Here is a 17,228-nt window from a genome sequence, read left to right on the forward strand (position 1 = left end):
ATCGGACTCGCGCTGAGCCGCGATAAACGAAGATGAAACACCGGCGGGTCGGCGGTCGCTACCTCCCTCCCGCTTTACAGGATAGATGAAATCTAATTTACGGGAGGTTGTTAATTATGGGATTAACACTTGCAGAAAAAATCATTAAGGCTCACCTTGTCACCGGTGAGATGAAGAAGGGTACCGACATCGGTATCCGTATCGACCAAACCCTCACCCAGGACGCGACCGGTACGATGGCGTATCTGGAATTTGAAGCGATGGGTATCGACCGTGTTCGCACCGAGCGCTCGGTCGCTTACATCGACCACAACACCCTGCAGACCGGCTTTGAGAACGCGGACGATCACCGCTTTATCCAGACGGTATGTAAAAAGCACGGTATCTGGTTCTCCCGTCCCGGCAACGGTATCTGCCATCAGGTTCACCTCGAGCGCTTCGGCATTCCGGGCAAGACCCTGATCGGCTCCGACTCCCACACCCCCACCGGCGGCGGCATCGGTATGCTGGCGATCGGCGCGGGCGGCTTGGATGTTGCTGTCGCGATGGGCGGCGGCGAGTACTACATCACCATGCCGAAGATCGTCAACGTAGAGTTAAAGGGCGAATTACAGGAGAATGTCTCCGCGAAGGATATCATTCTCGAAGTGCTGCGCATCATGTCCGTCAAGGGCGGCGTAGGCAAGATCATCGAGTACACCGGCGAGGGTATCAAGACCCTGAGCGTACCGCAGAGAGCGACCATCACCAACATGGGCGCGGAGCTGGGCGCTACCACCTCGATCTTCCCCTCCGATGAAAACACGCTTGAATTCCTGAAGGCTCAGGACAGAGCGGACGTATATACCGAGCTGAAGGCTGACGACGACGCCGAGTACGACGAGCATATCGTCATCGACTTAAGCGAGCTCAAGCCGCTGGCTGCCTGTCCCCACTCCCCCGACGCCGTCAAGTCCGTCGAGGAGCTCGAAGGCATGGTCGTCAACCAGGTCTGCATCGGCTCCTGCACCAACTCCAGCTACACCGATCTGATGAAGGTCGCGCATATTCTCAAGGGCAAGACCGTCGCCGACAGCGTATCGCTCGCGATCGCTCCCGGTTCCAAGCAGGTACTGAACATGCTCGCACAGAACGGCGCGCTGTCCGATTTGATCGACGCCGGCGCAAGGATCCTCGAGAGCGCCTGCGGTCCCTGCATCGGTATGGGTCAGTCGCCCAACAGCAAGGGTGTTTCCCTGCGTACATTCAACCGTAACTTCCTCGGCAGAAGCGGAACCAAGGACGCCGAGATCTACTTAGTATCCCCCGAGGTCGCCGCGGTATCCGCGCTGACCGGCGTGATGACCGATCCCCGCAAGTTCGCGGACGGCTACAAGGTCGATATGCCCGAGCACTTCCTGATCAATGACAATATGATTATCGAGCCCGCTTCCGTTGAAGAAATGGACAAGATCGAGGTTCTGCGCGGTCCGAACATCAAGGAATTCCCCAAGACCTCCGCGCTCTCTCAGGATATCAGCGCGACCTGCTCCTTAAAGGTCGAGGACAACATCACCACCGACCACATCATGCCCGCGGGCGCAAAGATCCTGCCCCTGCGCTCCAATATCCCCGCTATCTCCGAGTACTGCTTCACCGTATGTGACTCCGACTTCCCGAAGCGCGCCAAGGAGCTGGGCTCCTCTATCATCGTAGGCGGCTCCAACTACGGTCAGGGCTCCTCGCGTGAGCATGCGGCGCTCGCTCCTCTGTATCTCGGCGTCAAGGCGGTTCTGGTCAAGAGCTTCGCGCGTATCCACAGAGCGAACCTGATCAACGCCGGTATCATCCCGCTGGAATTTGCCGACGAGAATGATTACAACAACATCGAGCTGGGCGATAACCTTTACATCGAGGATATCCGCGGTCAGATCGCCGCGGATAACGGCATCACCATCATCAACAAGAGCAAGAACGTTGAGATCAAGACGAACTGCGTCCTGACAGAACGCCAGAAGGATATCATCCTCGCGGGCGGTCTGCTCAACTACACGATGAGTAAATAAGATTGAGATTGCCGCGATTCAAAAGAATCTCACAATGACTTTTATCAGTATGAAGGAGTAATAAACATGGCTAAAATACAGATGAAAACGCCGCTGGTCGAGATGGACGGCGACGAGATGACCAGAGTTATCTGGCAGATGTTAAAGGACAAGCTGATCCTTCCCTTTGTCGATCTTAAAAGCGAGTACTATGACCTCGGTCTGGTAAAGCGTAACGAGACCGACGATCAGATCACCGTCGACTCCGCCGAGGCGACCAAGAAGTACGGCGTAGCGGTAAAATGCGCTACCATCACACCCAACGCCGCGCGTATGGACGAATACAACCTCAAGGAGATGTGGAAGAGCCCCAACGGCACGATCCGCGCGATCCTCGACGGCACCGTATTCCGCCAGCCGATCCTCGTCAAGGGCATCACCCCCTATATTCCCAGCTGGACAAAACCCATCTGCATCGCGCGTCACGCTTACGGCGACGTTTACAAGAACACCGAGATGAAGGTACAGCAGGGCTCCAGAGCGGAGCTGTGCGTGACCGATAAGGACGGCAACGAATCCCGCGAGCTGATCTTCGACTTCAAGAACAGCGACGGTATCATCCAGGGTATGCACAACCTCGACAGCTCCATCAGCTCCTTCGCGAGAGCTTGCTTCAACTATGCGCTCGATCAGAACAAGGATATCTGGTTCGCGTCGAAGGATACCATCAGCAAGAAGTATGATCACACCTTCAAGGATATCTTCCAGAATATTTATGATAACGAGTATAAGGAAAAATTCGAGGCGGCAGGCATCGAGTATTTCTATACCCTGATCGACGACGCTGTAGCCCGCGTCATCCGCTCCGAGGGCGGTTACATCTGGGCTTGCAAAAACTACGACGGCGACGTCATGAGCGATATGATCGCGACCGCGTTCGGTTCCCTTGCCATGATGACCAGCGTGCTGGTCTCCCCTTCCGGCGTTTACGAGTATGAAGCGGCTCACGGAACCGTACAGCGCCACTACTACAAGTATCTCAAGGGCGAGGAGACCTCCACAAACTCCGTCGCCACCATCTTCGCATGGTCCGGCGCGCTGAGAAAGCGCGGCGAGCTCGACGAGCTGCCCGAGCTGTGCGACTTTGCCGATAAGCTCGAGAAAGCTACCATCGATACTATCGAAAGCGGTATCATGACCGGCGACCTCTACCTGCTGAGCTCGCTCGAAAACAAGAAGAAGGTCAACACCGAGGAATTCCTCGATGCTATCCACGATAAACTCGCTGAAATCGCTTAAGGAGAGAACTATGTCTAAAGTCGTTTCGATACAGGTTATCAGGAGATTACCTCGTTATTACCGTTTCCTGAGCGAGCTGGAGGCAAACGGCGTGGAACAGGTTTCGTCTACCAGGCTCGCTTCCATCATGAGCGCTACCGCTTCACAGGTGAGACAGGATCTCAACTGCTTCGGCGGCTTCGGAAGACAGGGCTGCGGTTACTCTGTTTCCGAACTCAGGGCAGAGATCGGAAAGATTCTCGGGCTCGATGATACGCATCACTCGATTCTGCTCGGTGCCGGAAACTTGGGCAGGGCGATCGCGACTCACCTCAACTTCGAGCACCTCGGCTTCAAGCTGGACGCGATCTTTGAAAAAGATCATAAACTGGTCGGTACAATGCTCAGAGGTATTAAGGTACTCCCCGATGACGAGATTGAAAATTATGTGAGCACTCATAACGTTGATACCGCTATGCTCGCGTTGCCGAAGGACTCTGTCGAAGCACTGATCGACAAGCTCTATGAGCTGGGAATCCGCAATTATTGGAACTTCAGCCATTTCGATATCTCGCGCAAATATGTCGATACGATTGTTGAAAACGTCCACCTCAGCGACAGCCTGATGACGCTGTGCTATCGTATAAACGAAAGGAAGCAATCTCTCGAAACTCATACTAATCCTTAATAAAAACCTTTATCAAGGATTAGTATCAAATAACAGAATAAGATAAAGTAACGGGGTTGTCTGTCAGACAGCCCCGTTACTTTTATAGCTTTACTTAAACTCTACAGATGAAAGAATATCAAAGAATGTATCTTCATAATCGTCGTAACTGCTCTTCAACGCTCCGCCCTGAAGCACCCAATAGTGTGAATCGCTCTTCCTACAAATAGTCAGATATTTATAAGTATAACCAAGGTCTTCATTCAGAAATTCGTAGGTGAAATATTTTTCTCCGTTTTTTTCCTCGATCTCACTCACATTGGTTCCCTTAGCGCTTTCATGATGCAGGTTGAGATAATCGTCCACTGTTTTCACTCCGGTATCTTCAAAGTCGCTGATCTTCTCCTTTAAAAGAGTTACCAGAACATTGTTCTTTTTATCAGTGATGATCGAGTCGATATCCGAATCATCGGGGATCAAGCTATTCATAAAATGATAACCTTCCGGAACGGTGATCTTAAAGTCATCGGTTTCCAGAACCGTTTCTTTATCGACATCTGTATCCAAATCAAAATCATTATCTGCGTCGTCTTTGTCGTCATCATCTTTATCGGTATCTGTCTTTTCCTCATCGGTATGCGAGGATTCGGTAGGAAGCTTGTCCGAAAGCTTGTCTGCGAACGACGAGCTTACACCGCACGCAGCCAGCGAGACCGCTATGATAACAGCAAGGATAATTGTCAGTGTCTTTTTCATGGTAAAACTCTCCTTTAAATAATATCGTCTGCAAAGTACATTCAGCAACAATAATTATTGCATTTCGATTTTTTTATTCCTGATCGTTACCGTCTTGTCGCAGATCTGCTCTGCGGCTTTCTTATGTGAAATAATGATACAGGTCTTGTTCTTTAATGCGCGGAGATTATGCAGAAGCTGCGCTTCAGTCTCTTCATCCAAGGCGGAAGTTGCCTCATCAAGGAGGATCACCGGGGCGCCGCTGAGCAGGGCGCGGGCGATGGCAACGCGCTGAACCTGTCCCTCGCTCAAACCGCCGCCACGTTCGGCGATCACCGTATCGAGACCCTTAGGCAGTTCGCTGATAAAATCATATGCACAGGCGGTCTTTGCCGCGTCGAGGATATCCTGTTCGGTAGCTTCAGGCGCGACAAAAGCGATATTTTCGCGCAGGGTTCCGGATAAAAGGAAATTCCCCTGAGGTACATAGGCGAACATTTTTCTCAGGCTTTTATCCACGATGTATCTGCCGTCATCAGAATCGATGTATATCTCACCGGAGATCGGTTGATAGACGCTCAGCAAGAGCTTCATCAACGTACTCTTACCGATACCGGAAATACCCTCGATGGCTATAAACTCGCCTTTCTGAACCTTTAATGAGGTATTTTGGAGTACGATATCACGATCAAAAGCAAAACTGATATCGTCAAAGCATATCGCGTTCATTTTCTGATACAGCTTGTCGGTATCAACTTCTGAGTGCAGCTCCGCTTCTTCGGGGATGCTCTCGATCTCCATGATTCTCTCAGCAGAGGCAAGCGCAGTAAAATAAGTCGGGAAAATATTGGAGATGCCCTGGATAGGTGTACGGATCTGACCGACCAGCGAAGTGATCTGCATCAACACACCGTAAGAGATCGCACCGTAATAAAGTTGAACGGCGCCCCAGCCCAGGCCCCAGACAAACGCTAAAGCAAAAAGCGCAGACATACCCGTACCGGTTATAATAGAGAAAATGTTTCTCTTACGCTGTGAGCGGTAGCTATCCTGCTGCAATTCGCCGAGAGATTTTGTCATACGATCCTGAGCGTCAAAGGTTTTGATCATCAAAATCGAACCCAGCCCTTCCTGCATCAAGGAGCGTATTCTTCCCTGCTTCTCCTGCACATCCTTGTGCATACGCTTGGTTACCGGTTTAAATAAAGTAGCAACAGCAAAAACAACACCTCCTACAACAACAAAACCCAACGCAAACCATATATCGATACTCAGCAAAATCGCAAATACGCCGATGAGCTTGACGATAAAAAAAACCAGATTCGGAATGATAGAGACGATCGCCGAGGTGACAACGCCGATATCCGCCGTAATACGATTCATCAGCTCACCGCTGTGGTAGGCGGATATTCTCGCATAATCCTTGACCAGAATATCGGAAAACAGCTTTCTCTCAAGCTGTATCTGAAGCTTCGTACTAACCTTAAAAATCAGGTCGCGTGCCAATACCAGCGACGCTATCTGGATCAGCGTAACGCCGAGATACAGCAAGCCGTAATGAATCACGTCGTCAAAGCTGCCGCCGTTGACGCCCTTTACCGCGGCGTCAACCAGATCACGCGCATAGATCGTGTTATACACACCGATAAAAGCGTAAACACCGTAAATAATCGTTAATAGTATGATATTGTGCAGCTGAGGCTTCGCGCCGGATATGATCCAGCGTAACGCGCCGTTCTTATTTTTTGACACAAATATCCTCCAATACATCAATCAGTTTGACAAGCAGTCAGCTCATCGTTTAACGAGCGATAAACATACAGAAGCGGTACCTCTTCCCCACTCTATCATACCGATCATATTCTCTCTAAAATAAAATCAAGATCATTGACGTCCCTGACGCCGTAGAAATCGACGCGGTGCATTACGCGCTCCAGGATAAACAGCGTGTGCTTGGTGCGTTCCTGACGGCAGTTCTCTGATACAGCATGCATGAACAGCGGTACAAAATCCTTTGCTTCGATCTTTCTTAAGGAATCAAAGCGTTTACTGTCAACAAATACGATCGAAGAAAGCTTGAGCTTCCTACCGGTTTTGGAACGGAAACCATTCTTACCGAAAGGCGTATCAAAAACAAAATAGTCATCATCCTGCATACGGATACCGGGATAATCATAAACAAATGCCAGCTCTTCGGGAATCACGTCGTTTAAATCAACCGAAGAATCATCCGGTGCCGCAAACAGCGTGCAAACGCCGTCGTGTTCCACGCCGACCGCACGCATCGGAAACCCGTTGAAGTCAAACAAAGCCCATGAGAAAAGCGTTGCGATATACATATTCTCGATAACATCAGAAGTCACGCCTTCGTTCTCCTCCATCATCTCGATCAGTCTGTCGTCGGACATTTCGAGGACAACATTAGGGTCAGCCTGATAAGTTACCGCATAGCGACGAATACTATCGGCAAGGGTAGGAGAATTGGTTTTTATCTCAACATTCAGGTCAGAGATCCGATACAAAGCCATAATTTGCCTCCGTTATTTATGTCTGATTAATCTGTAAATCTTTGAAACGATCATCCGCAAACGTTTCTTCAGCATCATGCGGCGTATATACAAGCGGTAGGAAAAGTCTGTTGTTTCATACCGACGCCCCTTGTGAGTAAAACCGGTCATCAGCGCGAGGATATCGTCATCCGTCACGTCGAATTCGTAGTAATATTGGTTATCGCCGGAGAAGATATAGCCGCCGTCACGATCGAAACCGATCACGCGATGCAATACGACCTGTCCGGTACGTCGACGAATATAAAAAGCGACATCATACTTTCGCAGTCTGTTGATAGGAGCCGAGAGGGTAACCTTGTCGGTTTGTCCGTCCAGCATCGGCAGCATACTGGTACCGGTCGGCAACAGTTCGACATCCTGTCCCCTGTCAAAGCATTCCTGCATCACCGCAACGAACTCTGCGGAATCAATATGCTCACTCAAGCAGATCAGCCTCTTGCAGTTTGCCGATAAAGGAGTCAACATCAGCGGAGGCCTTCGCCTCATCAACGTCGTACTCCGCGAGAAGCTTCGCGATCAGGTCGTCACGCTCAGCACCCACAGCCAAAAGCTCCCAGAGCATCGCTCCGCTCTCGCTGAGCTTGATGATACCGGAAAAATCAACCGCTCGTGTACGCACGGGGACAACCACAAATGAGCCGGCGATCTTTTTCAATATAAAATTATCCCTAACCTTCATGTAATCACCGTTCCAAACATCGTTATAATGATACATTGCACACACGTGCAATGCCGAATCAGTCTTATATCGGTCACTGATAAAGCTGTTTTATCAGCAGCCTATAATAATCAATATATAAAAATTATATCCTATCATCACCCAATTTGCAAGTAGGAAATACAAGAACGCCGATCATATGACAAAAAAGCACAAAATCGCAAAAAAATATGCCCGATGCAGAATGAACCTGCAAACGGGCATATTCATTTATTCAGTTACTGCGTGATCCATTCACCGATCGGATAAGCAACATTTAAAAGCGCGGCATAACGCATGATGTAGGTCGCGTCGATGATCTCGACATCACCGCTGCGGTCTACATCGGCGGCGTTCTCATTATAGGAAGAAACGTCGATGTAATTCAGCACGCGCTGGATGACAGTCGCGTCGGTAACGTCCACCATCCCGTCGCCGTCAGCATCACCGAGAAGGAGCCTCACGGCTTCCGTCGGCTCCTCCGTAACAGGCTGAGTCGGCTCGGGAGTCTCGGTCACAGGCTCTGTAGGCGTCTCGGTCGGCTCCGTTACCGGCTCGGTCGGCACAACGGGGATATTCTCCGGATCAAGTACAACGTAGCTCATACCCTTATCGATCGCGTAATGATAAGCTGTCGTATCATAATACACGCCGAGCGTCAGATTACTGTCGTTCATGAAAGACGAGTTCGCTATCGAAGTAACGCTGCGGGGAATCTCAATATAAGTCAGGTTCGGGCAGTCCGCAAAGGCATAGAATCCGATCTGTGTTACCGTATCATTAAGCGTCACGCTGCTCAGCGCGGTACATCCGTTGAAGCACTGATTCGGTACCGAACCGTTCGTTGCATTGAATATCACAGAATCAATTGATGTACAGCCTTGGAACGCGGCTGTATCTATCGTCGCGACCGTGTTAGGAATCACCACTTCACCGGTGAGGTTGCTGCAATTTGCGAAGGCATAGGAACCGATACGGCGGAGAAATGCGATATTCGAGAAATCGACCGAAGTGATCTCAGTGTTATCAAGAAACGCACGATTGCGGATATCCACAACATAACGCATATTGATATAGTACGGAATCTTGACCTCGGTAACACCCTCGGCGGCGCCGCAGATCGTTACCTCATCGTTATTCAGATAGGTGTAGAGCAGACCGTTATCATAGTAGATAACGTCGGCATATACCGTTACGATCGAAGCACAAGCCATTAATAATGCTAAAAACAAGACAGAAAGCCTTTTTATCTTATTTTTCATATTCATCACCATTCAAACAGAGTTGACAAATAATTTGATATAAGTACAGGCAGTACAGCGGGTGTACTGCCTGTACAGATTATTAGATTAAGTTGCAGGGGAGCACGGATAATGATTAATCATCAATTAAACCGCTGGTTAAATCACCTTCACCATTGTCATCACCTGAACGATTCGGATCCTCAGGTTCAGCTGAATAATTTGAAGCAGCCAGAGTATCGCGCAATGTGAGTGAAGTGATTTCGAAATCAGGAGAATTATATTCTTTTTTCATTTATCATTCCTCCTTAGTTGCCGGAAGTTTTCGGCATATAATAGCCGGGCTGAATGGTAGCGTCAGTGTAAACCGTGAAATATACAGGTCTGCTGCTGACAACAACATTCGTCAGCGTATTGCCTTCGGTAACATCACCGATATACGCAAATGCTTTATAAACAAGATATTTGTTATTATAATCTGCGCCGACTCTGAGAATGTCGTCAGCATCTTTAGTATCTGTGCTCTTCTTAGCCACAGCATTATCCATACCATAGAAGTACTGGATTCGGTTCTTGTTATCCAAAGAGCTTACGTCAAAACGAGAATCCTGCAATTTCTGTCCTCCAAGCATACCGGAGGGAAGATTGCCGGTCTGGATATAAGACTTGATTTGTTCAGCAGTAGCGCCCTGATACTTGGTAGTCGTGCTATAATACTCATCGGTTTGAACGATACGACCCTTACCATCCGCTGTCTTTTCCATATAAGCGACAGGCTGGATCACCATACCGGCTTTCTTCTGACCTGCGTAATCATCTTTTAGGACAACCTTAGAATAATTAACGTTTGCATCATAGTAGTTATAGGTGAGAAGAAAGTCGGAATACAGTCTATCCGCCGCGCCGCTGCGCTCTTCGAGAGCTTTACCGGCGTCGCCGTTGTTGTACTGGTTACGAGAGTTCTCGATGAAGGTAATGGTTAATCCGTTATCCTCAGTCTTATAATAATCTCTATTGAGGTCGGGATCGAATCTGCCGTAATCGTCATAGGTAGAGGAGGGTGCCACCATGCCGCGAGATGCAAAGGACACATTGTCATACTCAGGAGTAATAATGCAATCCTGGAAGATCGCAAGGTTGAACTCGTAGTCATAGCAGCGTGTGTATTCTCTGGATTTGTTATTATCGGTCTCCTCAGTCATAACGCTCCAATACTTGAAGTAATAATTCTGATGTTCGTTCTCATCATAGATGATCAGAGGCGCCTTGACAAATACGGGATCAGTACCCTCTGTAATATCTTTGTTGCGTTTTCCGCTGATCACGAACCAATCTCTTCCGTAAGTTTGCTTATTTGAGAGAATTCTATTGGGATCGGTCTTGATGATCTTACCATCGCTGACAACAGGATCATAATTATTACCATTTACTTTATCAGTAGCATAAGGCAGATTGAACTGAACATTCAGCTTTTGCTGTTCAGCTTCTGCTATAACCTGAAGCGTCAGCGTATAAGTTGAAGCATTATAAGATCTGTCACCAAAGGTTGCCTTTGACCAGTCGAGGATCTTCTGGAAGTTATCTTCATACGGAGCCTTAGAGCAAGCGAAGGACATCTTATAGTTATCATCCTTGAACGCAAGATCATTGCTTGTCAGACTCATATAGGTGTTAAGGTCTTCTTGTGCGAATACATCCTTTACGGTGTAGCTGACGGCTGTCTCCTTATCAGTATATGACGGATAAGTGTACTTGATCTCGTACTTGTACTCAGGCAGAATCAGTCTGGAAAGATACGGCAGTTCGGTCACAAGAGGTGTATCGCCATTGAACAAGTCTTTGATCGGGAAGGTGATCACAGCCATCTTGGTGCGCATACTGTTTTGATTAGAGATAATGACTGACTGACCTGTTTCAGTAGCGTGGTTTCCGAGGTTCTCACCGAGTATGCTGAACTTATCGAACTGAGTAAAGCCTAACATATCAGTCACTAAGGTGACTCTCAGCTTACGGCCGTTGTTTCCTCCGTAGAAGTAGTCAGAGGGAACTGTAAGATTATCGCCCTTTGCTAAGTCGCTTACTACTACATTGTTATCAATTGTTTTGGAGTAACTTCCGCCATAAGTCTCTATAACATTACTGCTTGCATCCAGCACCTCGACCTTAACATAGGTGTCGCCCTCAGCGGCCGAGTCGGAGGTCGGGTCAATGTTATGATTGATGGTCAGCTCGGGACGCTTGGTGGTGTGTGAGAAGTAAGTCAGTGTATCGAACTGCTGCTTCGGGAAGCCGTCTACGATCTGGAACAGATCGTCTACCGGAACCTCGAAGGAAGTAGTCGAAGTAGTGCCCGAAGTGTCCACATCAGACGAGAAGTAGTTGGGAGAATGCTCGTCATTATTCGCGCTGAAGCGGTCGAACGCGGTATCAGCCGCAACTTCGGTTTTCAGCGTTACTCTCAGCGTGTAACCGGAGTTGTAGGACATAACGTCGGGATCATTGACAGAGAACTTGTCAGCTCTCTCATAGTGATTAGTATCATTACCGGTGATCCATGTCCAGTTAGTACCGTCTGTGCTCTTTTCGATACCTATATAGGTAATAGCTGTACCAGTGGAGCCGTCATCCAGAGTGTGATTAATGGTGATATGACCCGCGGGGTTCTTGACGTAGCGTGCTACGAAGGTCGCGTTAGATGTCATCTGCGACTGACCGGTCAGCTTCTTGATATCATCAGCGTTGACCGCAGTGGAGATACCGTCACGCTCCATGTACCAGCCCTGGAAGATGTAACCGGAGCCTTCGGTAGCGACGAACTTGTAGTAATGATTGAAGTTCGAGTAGATCTTGCCGTTATAATCCGCGGTATCGTGATAATCCTCTAAGGCATAAGGACCATCCGCATCACCTGATTTATTCGTGAAGTGTACGGTAGCGCCGGTAACATTACCGGTGTTGCCCTTGAAGGTATCGGTCGTCCAATCGGTAGTCTCGCCGGTATACTCGTCAGTGTAGTCGATACGCAGGTTCGCGCTGATTTCCTCATTCATGTAGGAGTAGAACCAACGACCGTCACTACGCTTTGAAACCTCAGAGGAACCACCTGTCATGCTCCAGTGCTTCTCATAGTCGTCCTTGTTTCTGATCGCGGATTCATAAGTGATCTGGACGGGAGTGTTAGCATACGCTTTGAGCGTCTGATATTCATCTGAATAGTCAGCGAGCTTATGATTATTTGTAGACGGATAACCGGTTGCGTCGGTAACCGCGGGATAGGTGGATGTACCGAGTCTTGCCTGTGTCGCAACGATCAGCGCGGAGGGAGCGATCTCAGCGATCTTGGTATAGCTTGAACCGTTCTTGCGATAGACCGTCCATGTGGTTGCGTAACGACCTGCATAAGTGATCGCGTAGTCATCGGATACGACCAGCAACGGTTCTTTTGTCTGATCGGCGGAGGAGAGCTGCTTACCGAACAGATCGATGGGTCTGTCGTGATAGTCGAGCAGCGGCTCCCAACCGTTCTTGAATTTAGAATCCTTTTGATCAGCAGTAAAGCTCGAATAAGGAGCGTGAACAGTCTTGCCGGTTGTGGAATAAGACACAGTGTTGTCGCTATCCGAGAAGTTGTTGGTTTCGGTTCTGTACTTGAACGCGAAGGTGATCTGATCCGCAGCGGTATCTTTGCCGTTGACTTCCTTACCATCGGAGGTCTCTTTATAGATCTTGTAGAAGTCGTCGTAGTCGTAGGTCTGCAGATGGTCGTCGACCTCGCGGCAATAGTCACGGTGTACGATGTCAAAGTAATCGTTTGACAGGGTGACGCCCTGAATGGTCTTGTTGTTATAAGAAGTGGGGATCTCGATGAAGCGACGACCACCGTAGTTGATGACCGGCTGACCGGGATAACCACCGAACGCGTTGTTCTTATTTGCGGTATCTTGATAATATGGATAGATCGAAAGGGTGTTGCCCCAACCGGTGTTCTGGAATGCCTCGTCATAGTTCTCAATATAGAACTTAACAGTAGACAGATCCTTACGATAATAGATCGGAGTGATCTCCAGATAATTATCATCGAAATCGGCGGGGATCTTGTAGGTCATGGTATATGTACCATCTGTTCTCCATTCATACAACTCAGGGGTAACGCCGTTGACCGAGAAGCCTTTGACATAATAATTATTTTTATAAGAATCACCGATCTTTGTAGTAACAGTGATATTCTGACCCTTGGTTGCAACTGCAGTGATAAACTCACTATGAGAGGTAACGTTTGTTACAACACTGGGTACAGCTGTAATGGTAGTATCAGCGATACCGGGCAGATAGTCATAAGTCTCATTATTACGATAGGATGCGTCCTTTGCATATACGCTGACCTTGTTGACATCTGTATTAAAGACAGGGATGATACGGTAGTTGTTCTCAGCAAACTTATGGTTTTCATCTCCCTGATGAGTCTGTGCTTTACCATTACCGTCATCCGGACCGAGGTCGATGATTAGTGCTTTAACGGCGTTTGATACAGTGAATTTACCTTCGCTGCACTTTTTGCCATAATAGTCCTTATCGTCATCTCTACCCAGATTAGTAACATAACTACTGAACTCTGTAGAACACCATACTGTACCGGTATTATCAAAATAATACATTTTATTATACTTTTTCTCAGTAGTGTCCGGATTTTCTGAATAAGCACCTATATAGAAGGTTTTATTTGTACCGATCGTATCAATATAAGCAAATACATGACCATCTCTGACATAGGTTGAAGTAAACGTCCAGTTATACGGATCGTTGTTATAGCCATAACCGAAATAGGTATTAGTATTAGAGGTGCCCTTGCTTGCGGAAAAGTATACCTTTGCATTAGTTTCTTTGGAAACAGTAAAGGTTCTCGTCGCACTTGTGCTTGTTGTTGTTATGTCACCGGACGCTGTCCAACCGCTGACAGAGTAGCCGCTGTTCGGAGTAGCGGTGATCGTGACCGAAGTACCCTCCATGACGGGCGTACCGGAGGTGATCGTCGTACCGCCTGCTGTAGCCGCAACAGTACCGCCCGCACCGGCTGAGAAGTTCACCTTGTAGTAATCCTTCGGGATGAAGGTGACGGTCGCGGTCGCAGAGGAAGCAGAAGCGTTCATCGTCATCGAAGAATAAGCAGTATTCCACTTGATGACCGATGTGGTATCAGAGGAGCCGGATACCTTCTTGATACTGGTCTTCATGTTAGTGGTATCGGAAGGCTTTGCGTAAACATTGACGCTCGAGCTTCTCGCACAGAAGTAATTACTCAGATAGGTGCTCGCCGCAACACCCTTATCCGGATTAGTGATATTCAGCTTCACGGGATAATAGGTTGTGGTAGCTTTATCGGGATCGGGGGTAGCAGTAGGTGTGTAATCATACTTCGTACCACCCTCCTTTTTTCCTGTACCATCCCAATAAAGCCTATAGGTATTACCTTTAGTCATTCCGGAAAATTCTAATGATTCTGTGGTCCAGTCATTATTTCCTTTATAAATGGTACAACTGACTGCCGTATTGCTTGTTACATTCAATCTAACTACTCTATATGTTGTACCACTGATTGTAGTAGTGGACGCACTGCCGAAGTTATAATTGCTGTTTGAATAACCGCCCCATAAGTTGAGGTAAGTATTATTAGGTGAATAAATCAACAGAACGAGTTCGCTACTTCCCGCTTCCAACGGATCAGGAGTATCAGGAGCGTCAGCGAACTTCGCATAATAGTTGCCCGAAGCGGTAGCGGGAACATAATCCTTAGAAGTACTAAGCGGATCACCGGTACCTGCCTGGTTGCTGTACCAACCGACAAATTTTTTGCCTGCGATCGGTCTTGCGCCGAAGAGTACCTTAGTACCTTCCAGCACCTTAGAGCCGCTTTCGATAGAATACTCGATCTGATTAGTCTCTGAGTCGTGCTGCTTACCGACGTTAATATAACCCAAGCCTTCCGAACCGGTGCAGTAACCGTAGGTGATGGTGTTGCTTGCTCTCTCATGAACTTTTGCATAAACCGTCACATTGCTCTTCGGCATAGACAGAGTTCTGGTTAAAGTAGTAGCGTTGGAGGCGGCGTTGTCACCAATCTTGACCTCATCGCCCTCATTGTTGACCTTGTAATAGAGGTAGTCGATATAGTGCATATCATCAGCGTTTGCAGTAACAGTGATTTCGGAACCCCACTGTTTGGAGCTGCTTGCTGTCGCGGGAGCTGTGATGGTATAACCCTCACCGGTTCCTCTGGTCAGCATATAGCTCTTGGGTACAAAGATCGCGTTTACGGTGGTGGAACCGGTAACGGTCGCGGTAGTGGAAGCAGCGTTCTTGTTCGCATAAGAAAGGCTGCTGTTGTCTTCCCACTGGCTGAAAACGTAGTCAGTGCCCGCGGTAGCGGTCAATGTAACGGTACCGCCGTAAGTGACGTTTGAGGCGGATGTAGCGCCGTTTACCTTGACAGTACCGCCGGTGCTGGTGCCTGCCGTAACGGTAGAAGCCGCGGGATTCACGATGACCTCGATCATATCGTCATCGGTCTGTGCCTTGGAGTCATCCAGATAAATGGTGATGTTCGCCTTAGCGCTTAAGGAGAATTTGAAGTTATTATCATTGTTATACGTCTTAGTCTGAAGGAGATTAGAAACATCAGAGATCGCTCCGGAACCCTGGTTATAACCCTTGGTCTTGCCCCAATTCGTATCAGGACCATCGGTTACATCAAGGATTCTGAACATAAAGGTATCGGAAGCGGACTTATTAGCGGCAATGTTGGTATACTTAAGCTCGTACTTACCGATCGCGCTGTTATAGGTAAACTGGTTACGAGTGCCCGCACCGTCCCAAGAATTCTGCCAGTTTTTGGTATTGGTAAGCTGTTCATTACCGGTTACAATGTATTTTTTGTCTGTGGAACACCCCGTTGAAGCAGTGCCCTTCTCGATCTTGATCTTACTGCCGGAGCTGTAGGATACCTTGACTGTATCGGCAGAAGCCATAGCAAAGTACACAGCCTGCTTGCCGTCAAAGCCCTGTGTGCCGGTAGTAGATGTGCTGACGCCGGAGACATTGGCGCCATCCAGCCATACAGTACCAGAAGAGATATCCGTACCGGATGTACTGACTGCGATATAGTAGTTTCTACCGGTAGTAGCAGAGAAAGTCTGAGGAGAAGTACCTAAGCAGGTGTACTGACTTGCACTGTTGCCGCCGGATTCTGATTTCCAAATATAATATGTTGCGCCTGTAGCGGCTAAATCCTCTTTATCGCCGCGCAGGGAAGCGTTGGCATAGGCGGGCAGGGTCGGCTTGAGCTGAGTCGCCGTATCGGCGATGCCTGTGCCCAGGTCAGCCGCAGCGGACAGCGAGGCAGCCTGATCGCCCGAGCCGGCGGAATTGTTCGTTAACGCGAACGCCGACAGGGTGGAGCCTACGCCGACTGCGGACAACAGCATGACAAGTCCCATCACCAGCGCTAAGGTGCGCAGGCTGACGGTCTTGGCACGAGTTGATAATCGTACAAAGTTTTGTTTCATAAAGTTTCCTCCCTTAGTAGGATAACCTTGTGACAACCCGACCTCAGAGGAGCAAAAACTTTTCTGCATACTATTTATATAATAATACCGACGTTTCGGCATGAAAAACCGCGTGATTTATCGCTTACGCGCCGCCAAACCGACTTGTAACCATCTTATTCGGGCGGCGTACCATATTTTGTACTTTTGAACGAACAGAGCCCCTAATACTTGTCTATGATAAACAAAAATTTACGAGCTTATAAAAAAACTGTAATAATTTATTGACTATTTGACAGCGTTTTGATAAAATGCTATTGATAATAATTGGATGATAAGGCGAAGTATGCCCTTTTGGACTTAAATCGACATGTTTTTCCATCACATTTTATGGGAATGGCACAATATTCACCGTTGATTCTGTTCATCGTGCATAGTTTTCCCGGTTTCAAATATTATTTTTGAAAAACATGAAAAT

At 48.2% G+C, this 17,228-nt stretch carries 11 protein-coding genes; 3 read left to right on the plus strand and 8 right to left on the minus strand.

Annotated elements, in window-relative coordinates:
* The first annotated feature begins 116 nt into the window (after positions 1–116).
* The 3 genes from R2I50_RS01315 to R2I50_RS01325 all read left to right on the plus strand — a co-directional run bounded on the left by R2I50_RS01315 (position 117) and on the right by R2I50_RS01325 (position 3,990).
* Entirely contained in the window at positions 117–2,045 is a 1,929-nt protein-coding gene (locus R2I50_RS01315) for an aconitate hydratase (protein WP_316607271.1), read from the plus strand.
* A 66-nt stretch (positions 2,046–2,111) separates the two neighbouring features.
* Positions 2,112–3,323 (plus strand): NADP-dependent isocitrate dehydrogenase, encoded by a 1,212-nt coding sequence (locus R2I50_RS01320; protein WP_316607273.1) that lies wholly within the window; start codon positions 2,112–2,114, stop codon positions 3,321–3,323.
* A gap of 10 nt (positions 3,324–3,333) precedes the next feature.
* Positions 3,334–3,990, plus strand: a complete 657-nt coding sequence (locus R2I50_RS01325; RefSeq protein ID WP_316607274.1) for a redox-sensing transcriptional repressor Rex — start codon at positions 3,334–3,336, stop codon at positions 3,988–3,990.
* Between the two features lie 90 nt (positions 3,991–4,080).
* Here R2I50_RS01325 and R2I50_RS01330 read toward each other — a convergent pair whose 3' ends face one another.
* The 8 genes from R2I50_RS01330 to R2I50_RS01365 form a co-directional block, all read right to left on the minus strand.
* Positions 4,081–4,725 (minus strand): hypothetical protein, encoded by a 645-nt coding sequence (locus R2I50_RS01330; RefSeq protein ID WP_316607275.1) that lies wholly within the window; start codon positions 4,723–4,725, stop codon positions 4,081–4,083.
* Positions 4,726–4,779: 54 nt separating this feature from the next.
* Positions 4,780–6,456, minus strand: coding sequence for an ABC transporter ATP-binding protein (locus tag R2I50_RS01335; RefSeq protein WP_316607276.1), 1,677 nt, complete (start codon positions 6,454–6,456; stop codon positions 4,780–4,782).
* 104 nt (positions 6,457–6,560) lie between these two features.
* Entirely contained in the window at positions 6,561–7,232 is a 672-nt protein-coding gene (locus tag R2I50_RS01340; protein WP_316607277.1) for a hypothetical protein, read from the minus strand.
* Between the two features lie 12 nt (positions 7,233–7,244).
* Positions 7,245–7,697: a S24/S26 family peptidase gene (locus R2I50_RS01345; protein ID WP_316607278.1), complete on the minus strand. Its 453-nt coding sequence runs from the start codon at positions 7,695–7,697 to the stop codon at positions 7,245–7,247.
* Positions 7,690–7,929: a PqqD family protein gene (locus tag R2I50_RS01350; protein WP_316607279.1), complete on the minus strand. Its 240-nt coding sequence runs from the start codon at positions 7,927–7,929 to the stop codon at positions 7,690–7,692. Before R2I50_RS01350 ends, R2I50_RS01345 begins: the two co-directional genes overlap by 8 nt.
* Positions 7,930–8,210: 281 nt before the next feature.
* A complete protein-coding gene (locus R2I50_RS01355) occupies positions 8,211–9,233 on the minus strand; it encodes a leucine-rich repeat protein (protein ID WP_316607280.1) in 1,023 nt (340 codons plus the stop codon).
* Between the two features lie 115 nt (positions 9,234–9,348).
* Positions 9,349–9,507: a hypothetical protein gene (locus R2I50_RS01360; protein ID WP_316607281.1), complete on the minus strand. Its 159-nt coding sequence runs from the start codon at positions 9,505–9,507 to the stop codon at positions 9,349–9,351.
* Positions 9,508–9,520: 13 nt separating this feature from the next.
* A complete protein-coding gene (locus tag R2I50_RS01365) occupies positions 9,521–16,771 on the minus strand; it encodes a hypothetical protein (protein WP_316607282.1) in 7,251 nt (2,416 codons plus the stop codon).
* Between the last annotated feature and the right edge of the window lie 457 nt (positions 16,772–17,228).

The organism is uncultured Ruminococcus sp., assembly GCA_902785355.1.
GTDB lineage: Bacteria > Bacillota > Clostridia > Oscillospirales > Acutalibacteraceae > Ruminococcoides.